The sequence below is a fragment of the Dyella halodurans genome, assembly GCF_026283925.1.
In the GTDB taxonomy this organism is placed as follows: Bacteria; Pseudomonadota; Gammaproteobacteria; order Xanthomonadales; family Rhodanobacteraceae; genus Dyella; species Dyella halodurans.
Window position 1 is genome coordinate 116,077 of the sequence record NZ_JAPDPF010000005.1, and the last position, 24,134, is coordinate 140,210.

A 24,134-nucleotide genomic window follows, 5' to 3' on the forward strand; every position below is an offset into this window, starting at 1 on the left:
AATCGACTGAAAGGAGGGCGATTGCGTGAAGCCATGTCACCAGCGGGTGCTGGTGCCGTCCTCGCTTTCGGTGAACGTGCCGGGTTCGCGCTGATGACGCCCGCTGCTCGTTTACGATCAGCATTTCCCATGCCTGGCGCGGCAACTACGAGACACCGATGAGAAAGACTCGCTATCTTCTCTGCTATGCCTTGTGCGGCATCGCCGCGTCCACGCCGAGCGCGGCCGCAGCGCCAGCGCCTGGCGCGACTCCCGCCGGCGCTTCCGAGTCGAACGTGCTGGTCGATCAGGTGGGTTACGACACGCTCGCGCCCAAACAGGCGATGGTGGTCGTGTGGCCGGGAGCATCGTCGCAACGCTTCCTCGTGGTGAACGCCGACACGGGCGCCCAGGCCTGGCAAGGCGAACTGTCGCAAGCCGCCAAGGTGGCGAACTGGGGCGATGCTGCCTATGCCATTGCCGACTTCAGTGGCATGAAGACACCGGGACACTACTACGTGGCCTTGCCCGGCGACGGCCGTGAGGCACATTCAGCGGTCTTCGCCGTGCAGGACAATGTACTGGAGCGCAACACGCTCTCGGACGTCATTTATTACTTCAAGGGGCAGCGTTCCAGCGGCCTCCTGGATCAGGCGGACCGGCATCTGCCGCGTCCGGATGGCCAGGCCGGCACCCTCGATCTGCACGGCGGCTGGTATGACGCCACCGGCGACTATGGCATTCACCTGTCGCACCAGAATCTCACCAGCTATTTCAACACCCAGCAGCTTCCGCTGGTCGCGTGGAGCCTGCTGCGCAGCTGGCAGCAACTGGACGCCCGGCATGATGCGAATTTCCGCGAGTACCAGCGTCGCCTACTCGACGAGGGCTTGTTTGGTGCCGATTTCCTGGTGCGCGACAAGCGACCCGATGGCTCGTTCTACCAGTCCATCGACGCGCCCGGTGCCGGCAAGCTGCCGCAGGATCGCCGCGTGGGCGATCCCAACTGGCGTACGCAGATCAAACTCAAGCCGGGCGACCACACCGAGCGGGTCGATCAGCCCGCCCGCGGTCCGCATGCCTATGAGGCCAGCTTTCGCGCGGGTGGCGGCATGGCCATCGCCGCGCTGGCGCTGGCCAGCAGCATGGGCGTCGATGGCGAGTTTTCCGCACAGGACTACCGTCGCGCCGCCGAAGATGCCTACCGCTTCCTCGATGCGCACAACCGCGAGCTGACCAACGACGGCAAGGACAACATCGTCGATGACTACAGCGCCCTGCTCGCGGCGGTCGAGCTGTATCGCGCCACGCATGATACGAGCTGGCGCCAGCTGGCCGATGGGCGCGCCGATCGACTGATGGCTCGCCTGACCAGTCATGATGGGCATCGCGACTACTGGCGTGCCGACGATGGCGTGCGTCCCTTCTTCCATCCGTCGGACGCGGGCTTGCCGGTGGTTGCCCTGGCCGAATACGCCTCGATCGCGGATCCGGGCCGGCAGTCTGCCGTGCGGGATGCGATCAGGCGTTCGTTGACCGCCGAGCTGGCCGTCACCGCCGAGGTGGCCAATCCGTTCGGGTACGCGCGCCAGCTGGTGCGCAGCGGCGATGGCCGCGTGCATACCGCTTTCTTCTTTCCCCACGACACCGAAGCCTCGCCCTGGTGGCAGGGCGAGAACGCGCGCCTGGCCTCGCTGGCTGCGGCCGCGCGCCTGGCGGCGCCGCTCTATGCCGACGATGCGGCCTTCCAGGCCAAGCTGCAAGCCTACGCATGGAACCAGCTGCACTGGATCCTGGGGCGGAACCCCTACGACAGCAGCATGCTGATGGGCAGCGGCCATCACAACGCGCCTTACATGTTCTTCGACTCCTACGCGTATACCAACGCCCCCGGGGCCATCGTCAACGGCATCACCAGCGGGCTAGCGGATGAGGACGGCATCGCCTTCAATCTTGGCTACGCGCAGACCGGCAAGGACGAAGACTGGCGCTGGACGGAGCAATGGCTGCCGCACGATGCGTGGTATTTATTGGCCATCAGCCTTCCCCAACATTGACCGAACGGCTCCGAGACACCGATGACAGCGACACGCCAACTTCTCTGCCTTGCCCTGTACGGCCTTGCCGCTCTCGCCCATGGCGCGGAGGGGTCGCGAGCGTCCGTCGATGTCATCCCGCTGCCCGCACAGGTCACCCATGCTGGCGAGCCCTTCAGCGTCAGCGCGCAGACAGCCATCGTGGTGGAAGCCGGGGACGCCGGCGCACGGCGCACGGCTGACTATCTCGCCGCGCTGACCGCCCGCACACGGAACCTGTCGCTGCCGGTGAAGACCGGTCCTGTCGCCGGGCCGGCGATCGTACTCAGGCGCGATCCACAGGCGCCGGTGGCGAATGCGGAGGGCTATACGCTCGACGTTACCCCGCAAGGCATTCGCGTGGTCGCCCGCGAGGAAGCGGGTCTCTTCTATGGCGCCATGACGCTATGGCAATTGCTGACACCCGCCCACGGCACCGGCGACGTGAAAATTGGCGCGGTGCATATCCGCGACGAGCCACGCTTTGCGTGGCGCGGGCTGATGCTCGATTCTGCACGTCATTTCCAGGCCCCGGACGAAGTGCGCACCATCATCGACCAGATGGCGCAGCACAAGCTCAACGTGCTGCACTGGCATCTCACCGATGACCAGGGCTGGCGCATCGAGATCAAGCGTTATCCCGAGCTGACGGGCATCGGCGCCTGGCGCACGCCGCCCGATGCCGGCGAAGGCGGCGAACCCCAGCGCTATGGCGGCTACTACACGCAAGACGATATTCGCGCCATCGTGGCTTACGCGGCCGAACGCCATATTACGGTGGTACCGGAGATCGACATGCCAGGCCATGCGCAGGCAGCGGTAGCCGCGTATCCGGAAATCGGTGTCACCGGCCGTCGCCCACCCGTGTCACCGGATTGGGGCGTGCACCCTTACCTCTACAACGTCGATGACGCCACGCTGCACTTCCTGCAGAACGTGCTCGACGAAGTGATGGCCCTGTTCCCTTCCACCTATATCCACGTGGGCGGCGACGAGGCGGTCAAGGACCAGTGGAAAGCCTCGCCGGCCGTGCAGGCGCGGATGCGCGCCCTGAAGTTGAAGAATGAGAACGCGTTGCAGAGCTGGTTCATCGGCCAGATGGGCCAATACCTTGCCGCGCACGGCCGACGCCTGATCGGCTGGGACGAAATCCTCGAGGGCGGCTTGCCGGCCAGCGCCACCGTGATGTCATGGCGCGGCATCCAGGGCGCCATCGATGCGGCGAAGCAGGGCCACGACGTGGTGCTGTCGCCCGCGCCGCAGCTCTATCTCGATCAGATGCAGAGCGATCGCGCCGACGAAACCACCGGTCGCCTGCCGGCCATGTCGCTGGAGAGCTACTACGCGTTCGATGCCGTGCCGAAGGCGCTGGATGCCCGGCAGGCGAGGCACGTGCTCGGCATGCAGGCGAACATGTGGACGGAGCATATGCCTACCCTCCGGCATATCGAGCATGCGGTGTTCCCGCGCATGGATGCACTGGCCGAAGCAGCCTGGACACCGGCGGAGGCGCGCGATTGGCATGGTTTCCTCGATCGCTTGCCGGCCCAGCTGGCCCGGTACCGCGAGCAGGACATCGGCTACGCGGACAGCGCGTTTGCCGCCTCCATTGAGGTGGACCGCAATGCCGCGATAAGCAGCGGACACGCTGCCGTCTCTTTGTCCAACCAGTCGAAGTACGGCAGCCTGCACTACACCACCGATGGCACGGCGCCCGGGGCTAACTCGCCGTTGTACGTCGAGCGGTTCGTGGTGAAGCTGCCGACGACGGTGAAGGCGGTGGCCCTCGCCGACGACGGCACGCCGTTGGCCGCCGTGCGTGAGCGATTGCTTGACGTGCCGGCGCTGCGCAGCCGCAGCACCGGCGAGCTGGACAATTGCCCGGGCAGCGATTTCCGCCTGCGCGTGCAGCCCACGCCGGATGCCACCACGCTGTCGCCGACGTATCTCATCAACGTGTTCGACAACTGTCGGCTCTACCGTGCCGCCAAGCTGGACGGTATCGCGGCGATCAGCGTCGACATCGCGCGCCTGCCGCGCAACTATCAGCTGGCACATGACGCCAAGCTGGTGGTGTCGCACAAGGCCACGACGTCGCAGGGTGAATTGGTCGTGCGCCTCGACAGCTGCAAGGGCCGCACGCTGGCCACGCTGCCTTTGCCCAAGGAGGGTCCGCAGAATTTCACCTTGCAGGGCCCGCTAGCCGCGCAGCCCGGTGTGCACGATCTCTGCCTGGTCTTTACGTCGCCGATCAGCGGGCCGCTCTTCGGCATCGGCAAGGTCTCGCTATTGCCGGTCGATGTCGCCGTCAGGCCCACGCCATGAAAGCCAAGCTCGTGGCGTGACATCCCAAGGGCGATCCGGGGAGTGCTTCGAGCGGTTGCAAGCCGACCGCGCGCGAGCGGTGTGGTTGCTTGTTGTCACCAGGCCCCCCGCACTGGCATGCTGACCCGAATCGGTGGGGGCCGATGCCCGCATCTCGTTGCAGCAGCCAGGGGGCGACATGCAGCACCAGGAAACCGCGCAATCGCGCGGCGCGGGCGATTGTCCGTCGTCCATGGATCCATTCGCCGCGGCAGGCAAGCCACGCTTGCCTGAGCCGGGGGCGGATGGCTGTCGCGGCCTCTGGCCCAGATCCGGCCAGGACAATCGCATGTCCACAGAGTTATCTCATCTGCTCTCTTGGGCGGGAGCAGGCCGCGTCGACCTGGGAGCCACTCGCATCCGGAGACCGTCAACACCGACGTGGCGCCGCAGTGCGAAGCGGCATACAGCGAGGTTGCCATGGGTGAACTGACGCCGGACGACACGAGTTACCCGCTTCAACAGGCGCTGCTGAGCTACCTCGACAGCCGTAGAAAGGCGCTGCGCCTCTATGGCGAAGCCGTCGATAGCGGTGACGACGCGGTGGCTGCGCAGGCAAAAGCGGCTGCCGAGGATGCCAGCAGGGCGCTCGAGGAGCTGAAGAAGCTCAGTGCGTCGAATCATTAGGCGCTGGCCTAGCACCTTGCTTCGGTATGCCACGAACCGCGACCGATCAGCGGTCGATCGGGTGGCTGCCACGGACGGCCAGCTTCGCGTCAGCTGGCGGGTTCTGCCGTCCACGCGGATGCGCGAGTGGCGGCAGACTAAGGTGACCGGGCCAGGAAGAACGACTCATGGTGTCCGCAATGGCCGAGTCGAACAGGGCTTGCCGCCAGGCCGGGTCGAAAGTCACTGAGCCCGCGCGGCGCGCAGCTTCGCGCCAGCGGGCTTCGCATCAACCCTGGGACGCCTTCGTCGGCGTGGCGATGCTGCCGGACATCGAGGCGTTGATTCTCGCGATCAGACTATCGAGGTCACCGGTGGCTTCGCCGGCTACCGTGGCCATCTGGTTGACAACATAGAGAAGCTCGCGAGGCTGCACATCGCCTACCTGCAAGTCAGCCAGGGCGTCCATCATGCGTGGCCCGTTCAATACGGTGGGGAGATCCTCGGTCATGGTAGCGCTGGTCGAATTCTGCGCCGCATAGACAGCCGTGTATCGACGCAGCTCGTCGTCATCCATCCAGCCGGCGGATTGATTAGCTACGGCAACATCCCAGGCTTCGTGGCGCAGCACGGGCCATCGAAAGGCGAGGTAAAACCCGTCCTTGGTCATTGCCCTGAAGTGCTCGTTGATGGCGGCATCGGACGCATGCGCCTTGATGTCGCTCACCAGCGCGTCGCGAATCTTGCCCAGCTCCTGCCAGCGCGCGAAGTCGTGCGACCGCTCCTTTTGGATTTCCGCGAGATTGGCGCGGATCTCTGCCTGGATCCTCGCGCTGGCGTCTGACGCCGCGCTTCGGTGATGCGATCGTTCGATCGACGCCTCCATGCCGAGTGCGGTAAGAATGCTGAGCACGATCATCAGATAGTGCTTGGCGAAGTCTTTCAGCGATTGCAGGTGAACGCGTTCCAGTTCAAGGTGCATGCTACGGCTCCCATGATCGGCACCATATGTACATCGCAGGGTCCCAGGCGGACCCGATTGGATCGAACAAGCGCGTCGCCCAGTCTAGCAGGCCACCCTGACGTCCCTTCACCTGGCGATCCACCATGGTGGCGCGCAGCCGACCCGATGAGGCGATGCCGAACGCAGAGAGATCGTTCGCCGGTGCCGTGCTCAGGCCGTTCGAGCGTGCAACCAGGCGGTCATGGCCTGCAGGCCCTCCGGCACAAAGCTCCGCCCGAAGCCTAGGCGGAAGGCGTTCGTCGGCACATCCTGCAGCTCCGAACGATAGACACTGGCGGGCAGCAGCAGTACGCCAGCCTGTTCGACCAGGTCCTGGGTAAACGACTCCACGCCATCCTCGCCGTGGTAACGGACAAAGCCGATGCATCCGCCGTCAGGCACTTTCCAGTGGAACAGCCCGGGGAACTGTGCGAAGAACGCGTTCAGCACGGTGATATTGCTGTCGATGATGTCCCGACTGCGCTGAAGTATCGTCGTGCCCGCCTTCAGGGCGATCAGCGCCAGCTGCTCCGAGGGCGCCGCGTTGCAGATCGAGAGGTAGTGCTTGTAGCGCTCCCACTGCACCAACGCATGGCGATCCTTGCAGGCCAGCCAACCGATGCGCAGGCCCGCAAGTCCGTAGGCCTTGGACATCACATTCAACGAGATGCCTTTCTCGTAGGCATCCACGGCCGCTGGCAGCCGCTTGGCGGGGTCGCGTTCCAGCAGCCGATACACTTCGTCACTGAATAGCCATAGCCCGTGCCGCCGGCACAGATCGACGATCGCATCGAACGATGCGCGCGGAATGACATGGCCGGTGGGGTTGTTGGGGAAATTGATCGAGATCAGCTTGGTGTTCGGGCGGATCGCCGCGGCAAGCTTGTCGATATCCAGCTGCCAGTCGTTCTCCTCATCGAGTGCCACGCCGGTCACCTCGCAGACCGACATAGGGATGGTTTCGGCGGACTGGTAGTTGGGCACGATGACAATCGCATGGTCGTGCGCTTCCAGCAGCACTCTCATGGCGATGTAGATGCCTTCCTGCGCGCCGGCAAAGCAGACGATCTGCTCGGCGCTGACGCTGTCATAGGTCTTGGCGATGGCATCGCGCAGTGCAGGCGAGCCGAAGGTCTCGGTATAGCCCAGGCTGAGGTGCTCGAACGCGGCCCGGTCCTCGGCTGTCGCCAGCTGCAGGAGGTCGCCGAGCGAGAGGCTTTGTACATCCGAGGCGGCCATGTTGTAGCGCGCCTTGAATTCCCAGCGCGAGAAATGGACTTCCAGGGCGAAATCTCGCATGCGTTCGGCCATGTGCGGGTTCTGCTCGAGGTGGGTGAGGGTGTCTTGTGGCGGGCGAAAACACGACGTCGCTGGATTCACCCAAGCAAGAACATCCTCTCGCTTGGGCATCCACCCGGACGGCTCGATGTTCACGCAGCCTGCCGTTCCTCCAGGATATCGCGAGCAGCGCGCTGTATGGTCTCCATGGCCAGCAAGTAGGCGGAAGGTCCGTAGCTGATGCGGGCGACGCCCGCCTGCGCCAGCTCGCGCACCGCAGGAAGTCCAGGCATCGCCATGACGTTCAGCGGCAGCTCGACGGCGTTGGATAGCTCCCGTATCGCCGACAGGTCGACCAGACCCGGAACGAAGTAGCCCGAAGCGCCAGCGCGCGCATAGGCGGCTGCGCGATCCTTGGCTTCGGCCATGCCCTCGGGCGGCTTGACCCCGGTGCCCAGGAATAGATCGGTCCGCGCATTGATGAACAACGGTACACCACGTGCGTCTGCCATCGCGCGGATGGCCGCGATCCGTGCGCATTGCAGCTCGAGACCATGCAGACCCTTGCCGTGGACGATGCGGTCCTCGAAGTTGATGCCGACCACGCCGTGCTCCAGCAAGCGCGCCACGTTGGCCGCGCAAAGCTGTGGGTCCTCGCTATAGCCGCCCTCGACATCGACCGTCACGGGGACGTCGACCGCGGCGGCAATGCGAGCAACGATGAACTCGACCGAGGCGAACGGCATCGACTCGCCATCGCCATAGCCCTGCGCCGCGGCCACGGCCCAGCTGCCCGTCGCGATCGCAGGCGAGCCCGCGTCGGCAATGGCCTTGGCGCTGCCGGCATCCCAGGCGTTGTACAGGATCAGAGGGCGGTCTTTGACGTGGAGGGAAGCGAACAACTTGGCGCGTTCTTGCTGCTGCATGTCATATCTCCTTGGGTGCTTGGATAGAGCCGGGTGGATCAGATCGCATGAAGCGCGAACGTCAGGTGTTCGGGCCCGAAGGCGCGAAGAAAGTCGTGGGCATCGAAGGCCTGCCCCAGGGTGAGGGCACCGCTTCGATTGAATGAGGAGTCGAGCAGGCGTGCAGCCGCCTCGACCACGAGAGGTGCGGTCACCGCGTAAATGTCTTGTCCGTGAGCCACGGCGCGGCGGGTACCCTCGCGGTCACGTGCGACCACCTCGATGACGAATTTCTGTGCCGATCGCCCCTGCGTATCGATGGCCACCGGCTGGGGTGTTGCCGCGTCGCGGATTTCGCTTAGAGACGCCGCGTTGAGATAGGCGCGCAGGTTGCGCACGTGCAGATGGCGCGAGATGGTGATGATCTCGCTGAAAGGCATCTGCTCCATGTCCTGCACGCCATGCGGCGCATCGAACGTCCATGCGGTCTTCGGTGCCGGCATCGCCATGGGCACCAGACGGCCATGCTCGACCACCACGCGTGGTACCCGATTGCGCTCGCCGGTCTGACGCGTTCCCTTGGTCGGCCACCAGTGATCGAGCGCAATAGCCACGGTCATGTCATCGACCGGCTGATCGCCAACCAGTGCGCTGGCCAGCAGATCCGCAAGGCCGCCGTAAAAACCCGCTGCGGGGATGATGGCAACGCCCGCAGCGCGGGCGCGCTCGTCATAGCGTTCGAAGGTGGAGAGCGCGCTGGCTTGTTCTGCCGTGACATCGATGTAGGCGCAACCCGCCCTCAAGGCAGCTTCCACGACAGGCGGCGCCGTATCCAGGAACGGGCCGGCGCAGTTGATGACGACCGCGCAGCCGGCGAACGCCCGCTCGAGGGCCGCCGCATCGTCGATCGCGGCCAGCCTGGCCGGCACGCCCGCCGGGACGCGTGATACATCGCGGCCCACTGCCACCACCGGCAGACCACGACGCAAAAGCTCAGCGATGACGAAGGCCCCCGTATGGCCCGAGGCGCCATAGACGGCGACGGCAGTGTGGTTGCTGACCATGATGATGTCCTCCCAGGACGATACAGACCTGTCTGTTCTTGTAACGCTACAGAACGGTCTGTATCATGTCAACACCAAGTCGACCTGCTGCCCCCATGACTACGCACTCATCCGGCAAAACCCCCAAGGCACACGGTGTCGAAGCCTTGGACGTGCGCGAGAGAATCCTGGAGTGCGCGTCCAGCCTTTTTTACCGGCAAGGCGTCCGTGCCGTAGGCGTCGACCTGGTGGTCGAGCAGGCCGGCGTGGCCAAGACGAGCCTGTACCGACATTTCCGCACCAAGGACGACCTGGTCGTCGCCTTCCTGGAACGCGAGGACGTGGATTTCTGGGCGACCTGGGATGAGGTGGCGGCCGCGCACGCCAGTGATCCGGTCGGCGAGCTGGCGGCCCATATGCGCTGGATCGGCGAGCGGCTGTCGCGTTCGAACTATCGCGGTTGCCCGCAGATCAATGTCGCGGCCGAATTCCCGGAGCAGGACCATCCGGCGCGACAGGTGGCACGCGCCCACATGCACCGACTTCGTTCACGCCTGGATGGCATCGCGCGGCGGCTCGAGGTGGCCAAGCCGGAGATCCTGGCTGCGCAGCTGGCCTTGTTGGTCAATGGTGCCTTCGTCAGCTCGGACCTGCTGGTATCCGACGATGCGACGCAAGTCCTGCAGAGGTCGGCGCGTGCGCTGGTCGAGGCTGCGCGCTCAGCCGGGTAGTCGTTGCATCATGAAGATCGGCTGCATCTACGAGAATTCAATTTCCCGCTGAGATGGTCCCTGGGCTTGAACTGCAGAGCTAGTTTCGGCCGTCCAAACATCACGCATTCCGCATCCGGCTACCCTGCTCGCAAAGAGCAGGGCAGCCAGGTGCCTGGAGCCGATCAGTAACCGATCACCAGATACGAACCCGCTCGGCGGGAGCGATATACAGCTTGTCGCCGGGCTGGATGCCGAAGGCCTGATACCAGGCATCGATATTGCGGACGGGCCCGTTGACGCGGAAGGCGCGCGGCGAATGCGGATCGCTGGTGACCTGGCGACGGATCGCATCGTCGGTCAGCTTGCCGCGCCATGCCTGCGCCCAGCCAAGGAACACGCGCTGGTCGCCGCTCAGTCCATCGATCACGGGTGCGGGCTTGCCGTGCAGCGACGCGTGATAGGCGTCCAGCGCCAAGGTGAGGCCGCCCAGGTCGGCAATGTTCTCGCCCATGGTCAGGTCGCCGTTGATATGCACGCCGGGCAGCGGTTCGAAGGCCGAATATTGCGCACCGAGTTGCTTGGCGCGCTGCTCGAACGCCTTGGCGTCGGCTTCGGTCCACCAGTCGCGCAGGGCGCCATCGGCATCAATCTTGCGCCCCTCGTCGTCGAAGCCATGGGTGAGCTCATGGCCAATGACGCCGCCGATGGCGCCGTAGTTGATCGCTGGATCGGCGTTCGGATCGAAGATCGGCGGCTGCAGGATGGCCGCGGGAAAGACGATGTCGCGCAGCGAGCCGTTGTACGCATCGTTGGTCTGCGGCGACATGCTCCAGTCGCTGCGATCCACCGGACCGTTGAGGCGATCCACGTAGAACGTCCAGTCCGCCTGCGCCGCGCGCAACACGTTGCCGACCAGGTCGTCGCTGCGCACGTCCACCTTGGAGTAGTCGCGCGGGTGATCGGGGTAGCCGACCTTGATGGTGTACGTATCCAGTTTGCGTAGTGCTTCCTGGCGCGTCTGCGGGCCCATCCAGTCGAGCTTTTCGATGCGCAGGCGATACGCGGCCTTGAGGTTGGCCACCAGCTCCTCGATCTTGGTCTTTGACGAGGCCGGGAAATATTTGTCCGTATACAGCTGGCCAACGCCCCAGCTCAGGTTGCCGAAGCAGTCCAGCCGTTCGCCAACGCCGCAGTCGCCGCCCGATACGGCCTGGACGCCGCGTTTCCAGCGCGCCGACATCTCCTTCTGGCCGGACAGCGTCTTGTTGTGCATCTCGAAGTACGCGTCCTGGAACGGCTGGGACAGGTAGAACGCGGCATTGTCGGCAATGCGTGCGGCCTGCCAGGCCTGGATCGTCGCCACCGGTGTATGCGCATACAGTTCAGTGAGTTTCGGGATCGCGGTTTTTTCGCCGACCACGATGCGCTTGAGGTCGCCAAGCTGCGCCGACTTCAAGTAAGCGGACCAGTCGAAGCCCGGCGCCAGCTTGTGCAGGTCGGCCACGCTCATCGGGTTGTACATGGCAACGGGATCGCGCTGTTCGACCTTGCTCCAGCTGGCTTGCGCAATGGCGGTCTCAAAGGCCACGACGTCCTGCGCGGCCGCCTCGGGCTGCGGCCAGCCGGCTAGTGTGAGCAGCTGGGCGACGTAAGCCTGGTAGGCCGCCTTCTGCTTGGCGAATTCCGGTTTGAGGTAGTAGTCACGATCCGGCAGGCCAAGCCCGGCCTGGGTGACGTAAACCGCATAGTGCTTGGTGTCCTTGAGGTCCACGTCGAACACCAGATTGAACAGGGCGCCTTCGAAATCGACGTTGGTGCGGCCCATCAGCGCGGCCTGCGCATCGCGCGTGCCGGCCTTGCGCACGGCATCGAGCTGCGGCGCGATGGCCTTGGCGCCGAGCGCGGCGATGCGCGCCTCGTCCATGAAGGACTGATAGAACGCTCCCACCTTGCCGTCCAGCGAGGTCGGCGAAGCATGGCCATGTGCCGCCGCCTCCATGATGTCATGCAGGCGTTGCTGGGTGAGGTCGGTCATCGCCAGTCGCAGGCTTACGGCCGGCTTGTCAGCGGGAATCGGCGTGTTGTCCAGCCAGGTGCCATTGGCGTAGCGGAAAAAGTCGTTGCCCGGCCTGGTCGCCATCTGGGCGCCTGCCTGATCGAAGCCCCAGCTGCCGTACTGCGGCTTGGCGCTGGCCGGGTCGGCGGCGTAGGCCGTTCCCATGATCAAGGCACTCAAGCAAGCGAACGCGAGAATCCTGCTGCGCATAACCCCTCCGGTCGTGAATGACGTCGGCGGATACTCTCATTTCCAGGCCGGCGGACCAGTGCTGGAAGTTGCAGCCTTCGAACGGATCGCAGCGGGATGGCCGGCGGCCACCTACGCCAACGGCCCGGATTGAGCCGGGCCGTTGATGGTATCCACATTGTCGGTGGGCGAGGCGAGTAACGCTGCAGCGTTACCGCGTCGACCATCGCCCAGGCCCGTGGCCCGCGTCCGGATTACTTTTCGCGCTGCTTGTGGATGCGCTTGCTGTCCTGGTTCAGCGACTTGTTGAGGTTCTTCTGTTCGTTCTTGGTCAGGTGGCCATCGTGCTTGGCCTCGTCGGCGCTCTCGCGCTGGGCGATGTTGGCGTCCTGCTTCTCGTCATGAGCCGCCTGCTTGGCGTTGAGCTGGCCGTCGGCCACGCCGGCCTGGATGCGGTTCTGCTGGTTCTCGAGGCGCTGGTTCACTTCGTTGACGCGGGGGTGGCCCGGCACGTCCTGCGCAGCGGACTGTGCCATGGCACCTGCGCTCGCAAGCGCAGCGGCCATCGTGAAACCGATCAGGCTGAAACGCGACGTCATCTTGGTCTGCATGGCTTTTTCCTCAATGTCAGGGTTAGCTGGAGCAGGGTGCACTCGCCCTTGGGGTAGAACTACCCCATGCCGTAGAGCGTGGTGCCCCTGTGGCCATCCGCAAGTCGGGTGGCACAGGCGGAAGAACGGTGCCCGGCATGGCTGGTTGACCCGTTTCATGCGCTTGCACTGTTTTGTTCAGCGGAAAGTGGGGATTGTCGATGTGATCGTCAGTCATGCGAAAGCGAATGCCCGTTGAAGCCCGTTTCTATCGACCCGTGGAGATTTTGGCCGTCTTTTTCCCATACCGTCGGCAGACTGAAATTTTTGTATTTCGCTTCGTCGTCCGGGCGGACTTCACGAAAATTGAAGGTCTGTGCGGCGCAGCAGGAAGGATCCGATACGACCATGGCGTCACGGCCGACTGCAGTAATCTCCTCCAGCATCGTCACCAGCGTCCGGGAGCACGTGGCATGCGCGCGCCAACAGGTTCAGTGGTCGGCTTGTGCTCGGCCTCCGCCACGCTGTGTGCCATGGGCATGGCGTTCCTCGCTTACTGGGGCGTGCACGAGCCGTTGCCATGGCGTTGGCATGATGTGGTCGTCATTGCGATTGCGTTCATCGGTTTTGCCGTGTTGCTCTCGACGCCGTGGATCGCAACGACGCCGGTCGAAGATGAAAGCCCGGAGCGCATCAATGCCGCGCGGCGGACGTTCGCGATTGGCGCGGCGCTGGTGTGGCTGGCGGCCCTGGTTACGGTGCTGTGACGACGAGCGCCATGGTGACCTTCATACCTCAGCCTTGAAGGTCTTGCCGAGCGCCGCGCCGCGACCGACATAGTGGCGAAAAAGATAGAACAAGGGCTGATAGCGTGCGGGATCGATGTGCTGCGTACCAGGCACGACGATGTCCTCGTGGGCGTGCACGCGCAGAACCTGCAGCTCGGCAATCACATAAGCACCAGGACCGGGGCGCCAGTCGTCGACCGGCCGTTCCACCACCAGCGTCACTCGGGCCTCGAGTTGCAGCGGACATTCGGCGATGCGTGGCGCCGACACCGCGTGCGAAGCGACGGCGTGCAGTCCGGCCAACGCAAACTTGTCGGCCTCGTGCCGGTAGCCGTTGGCCCGTTTCCAGTCGGGTACGGGATCACATCCCGTGGTCGGCGCCATGCGTTCCGTGGCCTCCTGCAGGTCTTCGCTGGCAAGGTTGAGCACGCATTCGTGCTCGCGCCGGAGGTTGGCCACGCCTTGTCCGCCGGCGGCGAGCCCGATCACCACGCGATCGGCCAGTGCCCACGCGGACGACATGGGAGTGATGTTGGTTGAGCCGTCCGCGTTGCGCGTGGTGATCAGCACGACGGGCGTACCGAAATAGAGAATCGAAGGATGGATGACGATGCTGTCGGGGGCGCGGTATGAGTCCATGGCGACAGTGTCGGCGCTGCGACATGGGCGATGTTTCGTGCGCGGGCGAACTATGGGCCGACGCAGCAGCGCTAGACTGCACGCATGAACGATACCGTGTCCCCCAGTCGCTATCAGCTGGCCGAGATCGGCGCCCTGCTGGCCGAGCCGGCACGTGCGGCGATGCTGCTCGCCCTGATCGATGGCACGGCACGCCCTGCCGGTGAGCTGGCGCGCGCAGCCGGCGTGGGCGCTGCAACGACGAGTGCGCACCTCAAGCGACTGCTGGAAGGCGGCCTGCTGGCGGTGCATGCGCAGGGTCGCCACAGGTATTACCGGCTGGCCAGTGACGAGGTGTCCGCCATGCTTGAAGCGCTGGCCTTGCCGCGCACGCGACCGGTGCTGCCGGTGGCCGCAGGCGTCGATGGCCCGCTGCGTCTTGCCCGCACGTGCTATCGCCATCTGGCGGGGCGGCTGGGCGTGAGCCTGTGCGAGGCGATGCTGGCGCGTGGTTACCTGCATACCGTGAGCGATGGCTTGCATCTGTTGCCCGACGGCGCGGATGCGCTGGTCGCCGCGGGGCTGGATGCGATTCCCGTGCAGGACCTGCTCAAGCTGCGTGGACGCGGTTGCCTCGACTGGAGCGAACGTCGACTGCACATCGGCGGTCCGCTGGGTGTATCGCTCACCGACACGCTGCTCAACGCAGGTTGGCTGAGGCGTCGCGCGGGCAGCCGCGCGCTACAACCCAGCAGCGACGGACTACGCCGTTTCGCCGCCTTGGGCGTGAGGCTGGATAATGACGGCTAGGCGTGTCTATTGGCCCTGGGTGAATAGCGTACGCAGGGCCATGTCACTGCCTGCGCCCGGCAACCCAAGCAAACCGTCGAGCAGCGCGATCTGCTGCTGGCAGGTGACGGCGTAGATATCGCCAGCGGGCTGGCTGGATACCGATTGCCCAACGCTTCTGCGCACCTGCGCGAGCTCGCGGGCGCCGAGCATCCAGTCGATCGTCATAGTGCGCGAGGGGTCGTTGCCGGTCAGCAAGTCGACGTAACTCTCGCTATTGGCGCGATAGATCGCGTCATTCTCATCCCTGGCATCGAATGGCAAGCCAGAGAGATAGCGGCCGCACGCGTTGGCGGAAAGACGCTTGCGCATGTGCAAAAGCATGTCGCGCCGGGCGACGGCAAAGTCGCGCACGTGGTCCGACGTGCTGGTGCGCATGGCGGCATTGCGCGCTGCATGCAGCGTGTGCCACAGCGCCGTGTTGTAATCGGTCAGCCGTTGCTGGCGGCCTGGCTCCTGCTGGATGCGCAGGTTGCGTTGAATCCAGGCATCGTAGATCTGCGGCATCTGGGTGCGGATCAGGGTCAGCGCATCGCCCATGCGCTTGGTGCTCGCGTTGCGGTCATACGCATAGAGGAACTGCTCGGTGCGCCACTGGTCGGCAGACACGACGCGGCCGTCGACGCGCAGGCCGGTAATGATGTGATTGGCGAACAGCGCATCGGCATTGGGCGCGTAGACGTCATTGCCTTGCTTGGCGAACGCCAGGCGGATGAAGTCCGCTGAAGCGCCTCGACTGACCAGCAGTGACTTGAACGCATCCTGCTTGCTCTCGGTGTAGTCGGCCGAAAGGCGCGTGTCGATCATCGAATGCATCTGATGGAAGCCGAGCGTTGCGTTGACCGACACCAGGCGTTGCGCGCCGCCAATGTAGGCCAAGGTGCAGGCGCTGGCGCAGAAGTGATCCACCTCAACCGAGATATCCGGATGCGCCACCAGGAAGTCACGCAACTGCATGCCGTTGTCGACGTCGCCACCCAGGCTGTCGAGTACCAGGCGATGAATGCCCGGGTGGGCAGTGAATGCCTCGGCGATACCCTTGGCGTAGTCGACGCCGATCGTGCCCTGGGCCAGGATCGCATCGCCGGAAGGATCAAGCCCGATCTTGAAATGACTCAGGCGGCGTTGCTCTGCCGCGCCTTGTGCAAGGCCTTGCAGGCTATGCCATTGCGTTGGTAGTCGGCCCAGCGCAGCGAGAATGGCCAGCACCATCAGGATGTTCACCACCACGGCCCAGCGACTGCCACTCAGAGCCGCCGAACGCAGGATGCCGACCACCTGCCATACGGACACGATCAGTCGCGCCACGCCGTAGCTGGCCGCAATCACCAGTACGCTGGTGAGCGAAGGATGGCTGTCCTTCATCCAGGCCAGCAGCGCCGACTCCAGGATGACCATGGCCAGGCCAAGCAGCACCCCGTTGAACCAATACGACTCTGCCAACGACAGCTCACCCTTCCAGTGCGCAGCGATATAGCCGGAGCGAGGCGCTGGTGCCCGAGGAGGCACCGGAGGCGGCGAGGCATCGGGAGGCGTGCCGTCCCAGGTGGGCGGCGTGCGGTTCGATGGATGGCGCATTTCCGGATAGGTCATCAGCCGCGCTCCAGGAATCGCCATGCGACACCGGGCGTCTTCGCCGGCTACGGTGGCCGGTGAGCACGACCGACGACGATGGAGGTTCCGCTTGGATATCGTCCGTTGATACACGTCCGCCCGGACGCGGCCGCCGCTCCCCCTTGGCGCGGTGACAGGATGATCTTAGGGCCTGTGCAAAGGCTCCGGAAGATGCGTCATGCGAACTGCGCAACAGCCTCAGGGCGGGCCCGCCCTGAGGCCACGAACCAGCCTGCCTTACTGTGCGCCAGCCTTGGCGGGTGCGCCGGCGGCCGGCGAGCGCTCAAAGCTTCCTGCATCGCCCGGAAACACCACCGGACTCTGATAGCCATCCGCTGACACCGCCGATACGCCAAAGAACCAGTCGTCGATCACCACGTCCTTGATGACCGCGGAGTCGACATTGCCCACGGCCTGGCTGTACTGCCACTGCGGTGCGGTGGTGTCGCGCCAATGCACCACGTAACCAGCGGCGCCCGGCACCTTCTTCCAGTGCACGGTGGTATCGGTGGCGAGTGCGCCCTCGATGCTCACGCCGGTCGGCGGAGCCGGTGCGCGGCTGAGTGCGGCCATGGTGACGGTGTTGAGCGCGGTGACGCGCGCCAGATAGCGAAAGTCGACGCCGTCGACGGTGTCGCCGTAATGGATACTCTTCTCGGTGCGCAGATCCTGGTGCTGGCGCGTGTAGTCCTCATGACCTTCGGTCACGCGCACCGCCGGATAGCCGGCTTCGAGGAAGGGTACCTGGTCACCACCGCGGCTGTAGCGGTCGGTGCGATAGACCATGTGCACGCGCAGGTCAGGCAGGTAGTCCGAGGCGATCTGCTGCATATAGCGCGCGATGTTGCGCGAGGGCGAATCGACTTCGCCGCCATGATACGCGCGGTACTTGGCCTGCTCGGGCGTCTCGTTGCTCTTGGTGCCTTCGGAGAACACGCGCACGGTGGTGTTGTCGAGCACGCCGTTCTGGCCGTGGCTGTTGCCGACGATGTCGTTGTTGAGATCCGCCTGCACCTGCCAGCCCTGGGCCGTGGCGTAGTCGGCCAAGACCTTGCCGCCGTACAGCCCTTGCTCCTCGCCGGAGAGCGCGGCGAAGACCAGGGTGGCGTCGTTGTCCTGCTTTGACAGCAGGCGCGCGGCTTCCATCAGGGCCGCCACGCCGGAGGCATCGTCATTGGCGCCGGGCGCGTCGCTGGTGCTGTTCATCACATCGGTGACGCGCGAGTCGAGATGGCCGGTCATCACGATCACGCGCTTCGGATCACCCTTGCCGCGCTTGATCGCCACCACGTCCATCACTTCCGTCGGCTGCGGAACGCGCTTGCCGGTGAACACCTGCGATGGCGTCACCACCTCGATGCAACCGCCGCATTCGCGCGAGATTTCCTCGAAGCGCGACTTCACCCAGCGACGTGCGGCACCGATGCCACGCTTGTCGGACTTGGTGTCGGAGAGCGTGTGCCGGGTGCCAAAGCTCACCAGCTTCTCGATGGTGGCGTGCAGCTCCGCCTCGCTTGGCGCCGTGGCCAGGGCCTGCAGCGACGGCTGCTCGCGCGGCACGACGGGCAGGTCGGCCGCCTGGGAGGCGAAGGTGGCGGTGATCAGCGCAGCAAGGCAGAGGGTTCGGCGGGACACGGGTTTGATCCAGGCGGTGGTGAAGCAAGCACCTTACTACGCCGTCTGGACGTCCGGGATGGGCCGATGGTTGGGGCCGCCTTCAGTGCAACGAACGCACCCGGAAATTGCGTCCTTTGATCTTGCCCGCGCGCAAGCGTTCCAGCGCCTTGTTCGCAAGATCGCGACGGATGGCCACATACGCGCGCGTAGCGAACACGTCGATCTTGCCAATGTCCTTGGCATCGAGCCCGGCATCGCCGGTGAGTGCGCCGAGAATGTCGCCGGGGCGTAGCTTGTCCTGCCGCCCTGCATCAATCACCACGGTCTTCATGGGCGCCAGGTTGAGCTGCTTGCCCTTCGGTGCCGCGAGCTTGAGTGGCGACCAGGGCAGCGCTTGGCCAAGCTGTTCCTCGATATTGATGGCCTTGGGGCGCTCGCGCGGCGTGACCAGGGTGATGGCGTGTCCGGCTTCACCGGCACGACCGGTGCGGCCGATGCGATGGGTGTGTGTATCCGGATCGTGCGCAATGTCGTAGCTCACCACCAGCGGCAGGGCGGTGATGTCCAGGCCACGCGCGGCCACGTCGGTGGCGACCAGGATGGAGCAGCTGCGATTGGCGAACTGCACCAGCACTTCATCGCGGTCGCGTTGTTCCATGTCGCCATGCAGGGCGAGTGCGGAGAAGCCGCGACGGTCCAGTTCCAGTGCGACGGCATCGACGTCCTTGCGCATATTGCAGAACACCAGCGCGTGCTGGGCATGCTCCTTGCCCAGCAGCTGCGCGAGCGCGTCGATCTTGTGTGCCGGCTCCACTTCGTGGAAGCGCTGCTCGATGGTGGTCTCTTCGTGCGGTGTCTCCACCGTCACTTCCACTGGGTCGCGCTGCAGGCGCTTGCTGACCTGGCGGATCTCTTCCGCATAGGTGGCCGAGAACAGCAGGGTCTGGTGATGCTTGGCAATGCGACCGACGATATCGTCGATGGCTTCGGAGAAGCCCATGTCCAGCATGCGGTCCGCTTCGTCCAGCACCAGCACCTTGATGCCGCCACCATGCAGGCTGCCGCGCTTGAGATGCTCCTGCACGCGGCCCGGCGTGCCGACCACGATATGCGGATCATGCGTCAGCGAAGCCAGCTGCGGCCCCAGCGGCATGCCGCCGCACAGGGTCAGCAGCTTCACGTTCGGGATATTCGCGGCCAGCTTGCGGATGGCCTTGCTGACCTGATCAGCCAGCTCGCGCGTCGGGCACAGCACCAGCACCTGCAGCCGGATGGTGTCCACGTCGAGGCTTTGCAGCAGGCTCAGGCCGAAGGCCGCGGTCTTGCCGCTGCCTGTACGCGCCTGCGCGATCACGTCGCGCCCTTCCAACATCGGTGGCAGGCTTTGCGCCTGCACGGGGGTCATCTCGGCGAAACCGAGGGTGTCCACGCTGGCGAGCAGGGCGGGCTTGAGGGGGAGCGTGCGGAAATCAGTCATGCGTCATTGTCGCATGCCGCTTGTGAGTGGAAGGGGCGAGGGATCAACCCACGCCCCCAAAGTCTCAGCTCTGCATGTCTTCCAGCTCGATACCCTTGGTCTCGCGCACGGCAACCACCACGAACACCAGCGATATCAGGGCAAACAGCGCATACAGGCCATAAGCGAAGCTCAGCCCGATTTCCGCCAGCTTGGGGAAGCTGCTGGTGATGGCGAAATTGGCCAGCCACTGCGCCGAAGCGGCCACGGCCAGCGCGATGGCGCGAATGCGGTTGGGAAACATCTCGCCCAGCAGGACCCATACCATGGGCCCCCAGCTCAGGCCGAAGAACACCACATAGGCGTTGGCGGCGACCAGGGCGACCATATTCCACGGCGCAGGCAGGCTCAGGCTGGCGCCGCTGCCGCTGGCTTGAGAGAAGCACCAGGCCATCAGGCCCAGCGTCACGGCCATACCGGCGGAGCCGATGACCAGCAGCGGCTTGCGGCCGATGCGATCGACCAGGGCGATCGCCACCAGGGTCACCAGCACGTTGACCACCGAAGTCACCACGGTGATCGAGAACGAATCGGCCTCGCTGAAGCCCACCGAGTGCCATAGCGTCGACGAGTAATAAAAAATGACGTTGATGCCCACGAACTGCTGGAACACCGACAGCAGGATGCCGATCCACACTACCGGCAGCAGGCCGAAGCTGGCGCCGCGCAGATCGCGCAACCGGGGGCGGTATTCCGCGTGCAGGCTCTGCTCGATGTCCTGCACCTTGTCGTCCAGCGCGCGCTCGTTGGTCATGCCGAGCACCTGGCGCAGCACCTGGCGTGCCTCAGTCAGTCGTCCCTTGGCCACCAGATGGCGCGGCGATTCGGGCACGCCCAGCACCAGCGAGCCATAGGTCAGCGCCGGGACCACGGCCACCAGGAACATCCAGCGCCATGCGGCGAGGCCAAACCACAGCGGCTGTGACGCGCCGCCCGCCGTGCCGGCCAGCCATGCGTCGCTCAGCAAGGCAGCGAAGATGCCCAGCACGATGGCCAGCTGTTGCAGCGAGCCGAGTCGGCCACGCACCTGGGCGGGAGAGATTTCAGCGATATAGGTGGGTGCGATGACCGACGCCATGCCCACGCCAATGCCACCGACCACGCGCCACAGCACCAGGCTGCCCACGCCACCGACGAGGCCGGAACCCAGTGCGCTCATGGCCAGGAAAAGCGCCGCCACCTGCATGCTGCGAACGCGCCCGAAGCGATCAGCCAGCGGGCCGGCATACCAGGCACCGACCGCCGAACCGAGCAGCGCGCACGACACGGCGAAGCCGATTTCACCGGCACCCAGGCCAAAGTTGCCGCGCACGGCATCCACGGCGCCGTTGATCACCGCCGTATCGAAACCGAACAGGAAACCGCCCAGGGCGGCTGCTGCCGCAATCAGGACCACCCGCACGGTGGCGTGCTGGCCCAGGTCATCCACTGCATTGCTCGTCGTGCTGCTCATCGCCTCTCCCCATTTAGTCCGGCGATTCTGCGCTGGACGCCTTGGCAGAACGGAGTGAATACGTATGCACTCGAGACGCCATGATGTCTTGTTTTGCGCCTAGGGGGGCGAATGATGCAGGTGCGCAAACCGTTTCTGAATCGTCATCCCAACGAATGCGGGGATCCAGCGCCGTGCAGCCCGGTTTTCTTGTGCAATGCGGCACGCAAGCGCGGCGATGGGTGATCACTCTCCAATAGAACGGAGAGCAGACAGCTCACCACTGCGTGCGTCCGGGCAGCAGCCCTTTCAGCTCCGCCTCGGTGAGGTTGCGCCACTGACCGATCTTCAAATGGCCGAGCTTCACATTGATGATGCGCACGCGCCGCAGCTGGGTCACGCGATAGCCGAACTCGGCGGCCATCAGGCGAATCTGGCGGTTCAGGCCCTGGGTGAGGATGATGGCGAAGCCGAACTTGGCGATCCTGCGTACCTTGCAAGGCTTGGTCATCTGGCCATGGATGCGCACGCCGCGCGCCATGCCCTTGAGGAATTCGTCGGTGACCGGCTTGTTCACCGCCACCAGGTATTCCTTCTCGTGGTTGTTTTCCGAGCGCAGGATCTCGTTGACGATGTCGCCGTTGCTGGTCAGCAGGATCAGGCCTTCCGAATCCTTGTCCAGGCGGCCAATCGGGAAGACGCGCTCCTGATGGTCGACGAAATCGACGATGTTGTCCTTCACCGTCTGGTCCGTGGTGCAGGTGACGCCGACCGGCTTGTTCAGGGCGATATAGACGCCGCGTTTGGCCGCCGCGCTGGGTGCGAGGATGCGTGCACGCACGATCTCGCCGTCCACCCGCACTTCGTCTCCCTCGAGCGCCTTGGCGCCGGTGCTGACCACCTCGCCATTGATGGTGACGCGACCGGCCAGCAACAGCTCGTCCGCCTCGCGGCGGGAGCAGATGCCGGCTTCGCTGATGTATTTGTTGACGCGCATCGATTCGCTTTTCTTCTTTTTTGTAGGAGCGCACCCTGTGCGCGATCACGGCGTCACCGCTCCGTTGGTTGATCGCGCACAGGGTGCGCTCCTACACAGGTTTCGTGTTCGGTTACGAACGCAAGCCTACGCCACGCTTCAGCAACTGCAGCGCCACGATGGCCAGGCCGATGACGAAGGCCAGCATCACCGTGAACGCCACGCCGATCTGCACGTCGCTCACGCCCAGCACGCCGAAGCGGAACGCGTTGACCATGTACAGGATCGGGTTGACCATCGAGATGGTGCGCCACGGTTCGCCCAGCATGCTCACCGAATAGAACACGCCGCCGAGATAGGTCAGCGGGGTGAGCACGAAGGTTGGCACCAGCGCGATGTCATCGAATTTCTTCGCATACACGGCATTCACGAAGCCGGCCAGCGAAAAGATCGTCGCGCCGAGAATCACCGAGGCCAGGGTGATCAGCGGATGCACCACGTGCAGATGGGTGAAGAACAGGGCAATGATCAGCACCAGGGCGCCGACGATCACGCCGCGCGTCACGGCACCGGTGACATAACCGAGCAGGATCACCCAGTTCGGCATCGGCGACACCAGCATTTCCTCCACCGCGCGGCTGAACTTGGCGCCGAAGAACGAGCTGGAGATGTTGCCGTAGCTGTTGGTGATGATGCTCATCATCACCAGGCCCGGCACGATGTACTGCATGTAGGTGAAGCCGCCTTCGATGGTGCCGATGCGGCTGCCGATCAGCTTGCCGAAGATCACGAAGTACAAGGTCATCGTGATGGCGGGCGGAATCAGCGTCTGCGTCCAGATGCGCATGATGCGCACGATTTCGCGGCGGACGATGGTGTTGAGTGCAACCAGGTTGCCGGTACTGTTCATGCGACCTTTTCCTCGTTGCCCTTGGCGGATCGGCCCTGCTCTGTTCGTCCATGTTCGACCAGGCGCACGAACAGTTCTTCCAGGCGGTTGGTCTTGTTGCGCATCGAGGTCACCGTCATGCCCTGGGCGGACAGTGCCGCGAACAGCGAGTTGAGGTCGTGCGAGCGGGACATCTCCGCTTCCACCGTGTGCTCGTCGAGGCGGCGCAGGCTGATGCCCGGAATCACCGGCAGCTCGGTCGGCGCCTGGTTGATGTCCAGCACGAAAGTTTCGACGTCCAGCGTGGCCAGCAGACGCTTCATCGAGGTGTTTTCCACGATGGTGCCGTGGTCGATGATGGCGATGTTGCGGCACAGCTGCTCGGCCTCCTCCAGGTAGTGCGTGGTGAGGATGACGGTGGTGCCGGCGGCATTGATGCCGCTGACGAACTGCCACATCGAGCGGCGGATCTCGATGTCCACGCCCGCGGTGGGCTCGTCGAGAATCAGCAGCTTGGGCTCGTTCATCATCGCGCGGGCGATCATCAGGCGGCGCTTCATGCCACCGGAAAGCATGCGCGCCTGGTGCTGGGCCTTGTCCCACAGGCGCAGCTCCTTCAGGTACTTCTCCGCGCGTTCGATCGCGATCTTGCGCGGAATGCCGTAGAAGCCGGCCTCGTTCACGCAGATGTCGAACGGCTTCTCGAACTGGTTGAAGTTGATTTCCTGTGGCACCAGGCCGATCAGCTGCATGGCCTTGCCGCGCTGCTTGTTGACCGACACGCCAAACACCTGGGCATCGCCACTGCTGGCGTTCACCAGCGAGGACAGGATGCCGATCAGGGTGGACTTGCCGGCGCCGTTGGGCCCCAGCAGGGCGAAGAAATCGCCGGGCTGGACGGTCAGACTGACGCCCTTGAGGGCTTCAACGCCGTTGCTGTAGGTCTTGCGCAGGTTTTCAACGACCAGCGCGGGAGGGGAAGTGGGGGACATGGGCTGCACCGGAGGGGCCAGCCGCTTATTATACGTGGCTTG

21 protein-coding genes are annotated in these 24,134 nt (G+C 64.6%); 7 read left to right on the plus strand and 14 right to left on the minus strand.

The window, feature by feature from the left end:
• The first annotated feature begins 158 nt into the window (after nucleotides 1-158).
• From OUZ49_RS11445 to OUZ49_RS11455, 3 genes are all read left to right on the plus strand, one after another.
• Nucleotides 159-2,036, plus strand: a complete 1,878-nt coding sequence (locus OUZ49_RS11445) for a glycoside hydrolase family 9 protein (protein WP_266150539.1) — start codon at nucleotides 159-161, stop codon at nucleotides 2,034-2,036.
• A gap of 21 nt (nucleotides 2,037-2,057) precedes the next feature.
• Nucleotides 2,058-4,379, plus strand: coding sequence for a family 20 glycosylhydrolase (locus OUZ49_RS11450; protein WP_266150540.1), 2,322 nt, complete (start codon nucleotides 2,058-2,060; stop codon nucleotides 4,377-4,379).
• Between the two features lie 459 nt (nucleotides 4,380-4,838).
• A complete protein-coding gene (locus OUZ49_RS11455) occupies nucleotides 4,839-5,045 on the plus strand; it encodes a hypothetical protein (protein WP_266150541.1) in 207 nt (68 codons plus the stop codon).
• A gap of 268 nt (nucleotides 5,046-5,313) precedes the next feature.
• On the opposite strand, the gene OUZ49_RS11460 is transcribed toward OUZ49_RS11455, so the two are convergent.
• The 4 genes from OUZ49_RS11460 to OUZ49_RS11475 all read right to left on the minus strand — a co-directional run bounded on the left by OUZ49_RS11460 (nucleotide 5,314) and on the right by OUZ49_RS11475 (nucleotide 9,274).
• The gene (locus OUZ49_RS11460) at nucleotides 5,314-6,006 is read right to left on the minus strand and encodes a hypothetical protein (RefSeq protein WP_266150542.1); all 693 of its coding nucleotides are present in this window, start codon (nucleotides 6,004-6,006) and stop codon (nucleotides 5,314-5,316) included.
• 192 nt (nucleotides 6,007-6,198) lie between these two features.
• On the minus strand, nucleotides 6,199-7,338 hold the full coding sequence (locus tag OUZ49_RS11465) for an aminotransferase class I/II-fold pyridoxal phosphate-dependent enzyme (protein ID WP_266150543.1): 1,140 nt from the start codon (nucleotides 7,336-7,338) through the stop codon (nucleotides 6,199-6,201).
• Between the two features lie 119 nt (nucleotides 7,339-7,457).
• Nucleotides 7,458-8,231, minus strand: coding sequence for an isocitrate lyase/PEP mutase family protein (locus tag OUZ49_RS11470; RefSeq protein WP_266150544.1), 774 nt, complete (start codon nucleotides 8,229-8,231; stop codon nucleotides 7,458-7,460).
• A gap of 38 nt (nucleotides 8,232-8,269) precedes the next feature.
• On the minus strand, nucleotides 8,270-9,274 hold the full coding sequence (locus OUZ49_RS11475) for a saccharopine dehydrogenase family protein (protein ID WP_266150546.1): 1,005 nt from the start codon (nucleotides 9,272-9,274) through the stop codon (nucleotides 8,270-8,272).
• A gap of 95 nt (nucleotides 9,275-9,369) precedes the next feature.
• On the opposite strand from OUZ49_RS11475, the gene OUZ49_RS11480 reads away from it, so the two are divergent.
• Nucleotides 9,370-9,984: a TetR/AcrR family transcriptional regulator gene (locus tag OUZ49_RS11480; protein ID WP_266150547.1), complete on the plus strand. Its 615-nt coding sequence runs from the start codon at nucleotides 9,370-9,372 to the stop codon at nucleotides 9,982-9,984.
• Between the two features lie 175 nt (nucleotides 9,985-10,159).
• On the opposite strand, the gene OUZ49_RS11485 is transcribed toward OUZ49_RS11480, so the two are convergent.
• Complete coding sequence (locus OUZ49_RS11485) at nucleotides 10,160-12,187, minus strand: M13 family metallopeptidase (RefSeq protein ID WP_266150548.1); 2,028 nt, start codon at nucleotides 12,185-12,187, stop codon at nucleotides 10,160-10,162.
• Between OUZ49_RS11485 and OUZ49_RS11490 the strand changes: the two genes are divergently transcribed.
• The gene (locus tag OUZ49_RS11490) at nucleotides 12,186-12,365 is read left to right on the plus strand and encodes a hypothetical protein (RefSeq protein WP_266150549.1); all 180 of its coding nucleotides are present in this window, start codon (nucleotides 12,186-12,188) and stop codon (nucleotides 12,363-12,365) included. The genes OUZ49_RS11485 and OUZ49_RS11490 overlap by 2 nt on opposite strands.
• A 100-nt stretch (nucleotides 12,366-12,465) precedes the next feature.
• On the opposite strand, the gene OUZ49_RS11495 is transcribed toward OUZ49_RS11490, so the two are convergent.
• Nucleotides 12,466-12,822: a hypothetical protein gene (locus OUZ49_RS11495; protein WP_266150550.1), complete on the minus strand. Its 357-nt coding sequence runs from the start codon at nucleotides 12,820-12,822 to the stop codon at nucleotides 12,466-12,468.
• A 227-nt stretch (nucleotides 12,823-13,049) separates the two neighbouring features.
• Between OUZ49_RS11495 and OUZ49_RS11500 the strand changes: the two genes are divergently transcribed.
• Complete coding sequence (locus tag OUZ49_RS11500; RefSeq protein WP_266150551.1) at nucleotides 13,050-13,568, plus strand: hypothetical protein; 519 nt, start codon at nucleotides 13,050-13,052, stop codon at nucleotides 13,566-13,568.
• A gap of 21 nt (nucleotides 13,569-13,589) precedes the next feature.
• Here the strand turns inward: OUZ49_RS11500 and OUZ49_RS11505 are convergent, their stop codons facing one another.
• Nucleotides 13,590-14,228 (minus strand): flavin reductase family protein, encoded by a 639-nt coding sequence (locus tag OUZ49_RS11505; RefSeq protein WP_266150552.1) that lies wholly within the window; start codon nucleotides 14,226-14,228, stop codon nucleotides 13,590-13,592.
• Between the two features lie 84 nt (nucleotides 14,229-14,312).
• Here OUZ49_RS11505 and OUZ49_RS11510 point away from each other — a divergent pair, with 84 nt between their 5' ends.
• Nucleotides 14,313-15,017, plus strand: a complete 705-nt coding sequence (locus tag OUZ49_RS11510; RefSeq protein ID WP_266150553.1) for an ArsR/SmtB family transcription factor — start codon at nucleotides 14,313-14,315, stop codon at nucleotides 15,015-15,017.
• A gap of 6 nt (nucleotides 15,018-15,023) precedes the next feature.
• On the opposite strand, the gene OUZ49_RS11515 is transcribed toward OUZ49_RS11510, so the two are convergent.
• From OUZ49_RS11515 to OUZ49_RS11545, 7 genes are all read right to left on the minus strand, one after another.
• Nucleotides 15,024-16,649: a hypothetical protein gene (locus tag OUZ49_RS11515; protein WP_266150554.1), complete on the minus strand. Its 1,626-nt coding sequence runs from the start codon at nucleotides 16,647-16,649 to the stop codon at nucleotides 15,024-15,026.
• A gap of 258 nt (nucleotides 16,650-16,907) precedes the next feature.
• Nucleotides 16,908-18,305, minus strand: a complete 1,398-nt coding sequence (locus tag OUZ49_RS11520; protein WP_266150556.1) for a M28 family metallopeptidase — start codon at nucleotides 18,303-18,305, stop codon at nucleotides 16,908-16,910.
• 82 nt (nucleotides 18,306-18,387) lie between these two features.
• A complete protein-coding gene (gene dbpA, locus OUZ49_RS11525) occupies nucleotides 18,388-19,764 on the minus strand; it encodes an ATP-dependent RNA helicase DbpA (protein WP_266150557.1) in 1,377 nt (458 codons plus the stop codon).
• A gap of 64 nt (nucleotides 19,765-19,828) precedes the next feature.
• The gene (locus OUZ49_RS11530) at nucleotides 19,829-21,256 is read right to left on the minus strand and encodes a sugar porter family MFS transporter (protein ID WP_266150558.1); all 1,428 of its coding nucleotides are present in this window, start codon (nucleotides 21,254-21,256) and stop codon (nucleotides 19,829-19,831) included.
• A 256-nt stretch (nucleotides 21,257-21,512) separates the two neighbouring features.
• A complete protein-coding gene (gene rluF / locus OUZ49_RS11535; RefSeq protein ID WP_266150559.1) occupies nucleotides 21,513-22,232 on the minus strand; it encodes a 23S rRNA pseudouridine(2604) synthase RluF in 720 nt (239 codons plus the stop codon).
• 112 nt (nucleotides 22,233-22,344) lie between these two features.
• Complete coding sequence (locus OUZ49_RS11540; protein WP_266150560.1) at nucleotides 22,345-23,121, minus strand: ABC transporter permease; 777 nt, start codon at nucleotides 23,119-23,121, stop codon at nucleotides 22,345-22,347.
• Nucleotides 23,118-24,092, minus strand: coding sequence for an ABC transporter ATP-binding protein (locus OUZ49_RS11545; protein WP_266150561.1), 975 nt, complete (start codon nucleotides 24,090-24,092; stop codon nucleotides 23,118-23,120). Before OUZ49_RS11545 ends, OUZ49_RS11540 begins: the two co-directional genes overlap by 4 nt.
• Between the last annotated feature and the right edge of the window lie 42 nt (nucleotides 24,093-24,134).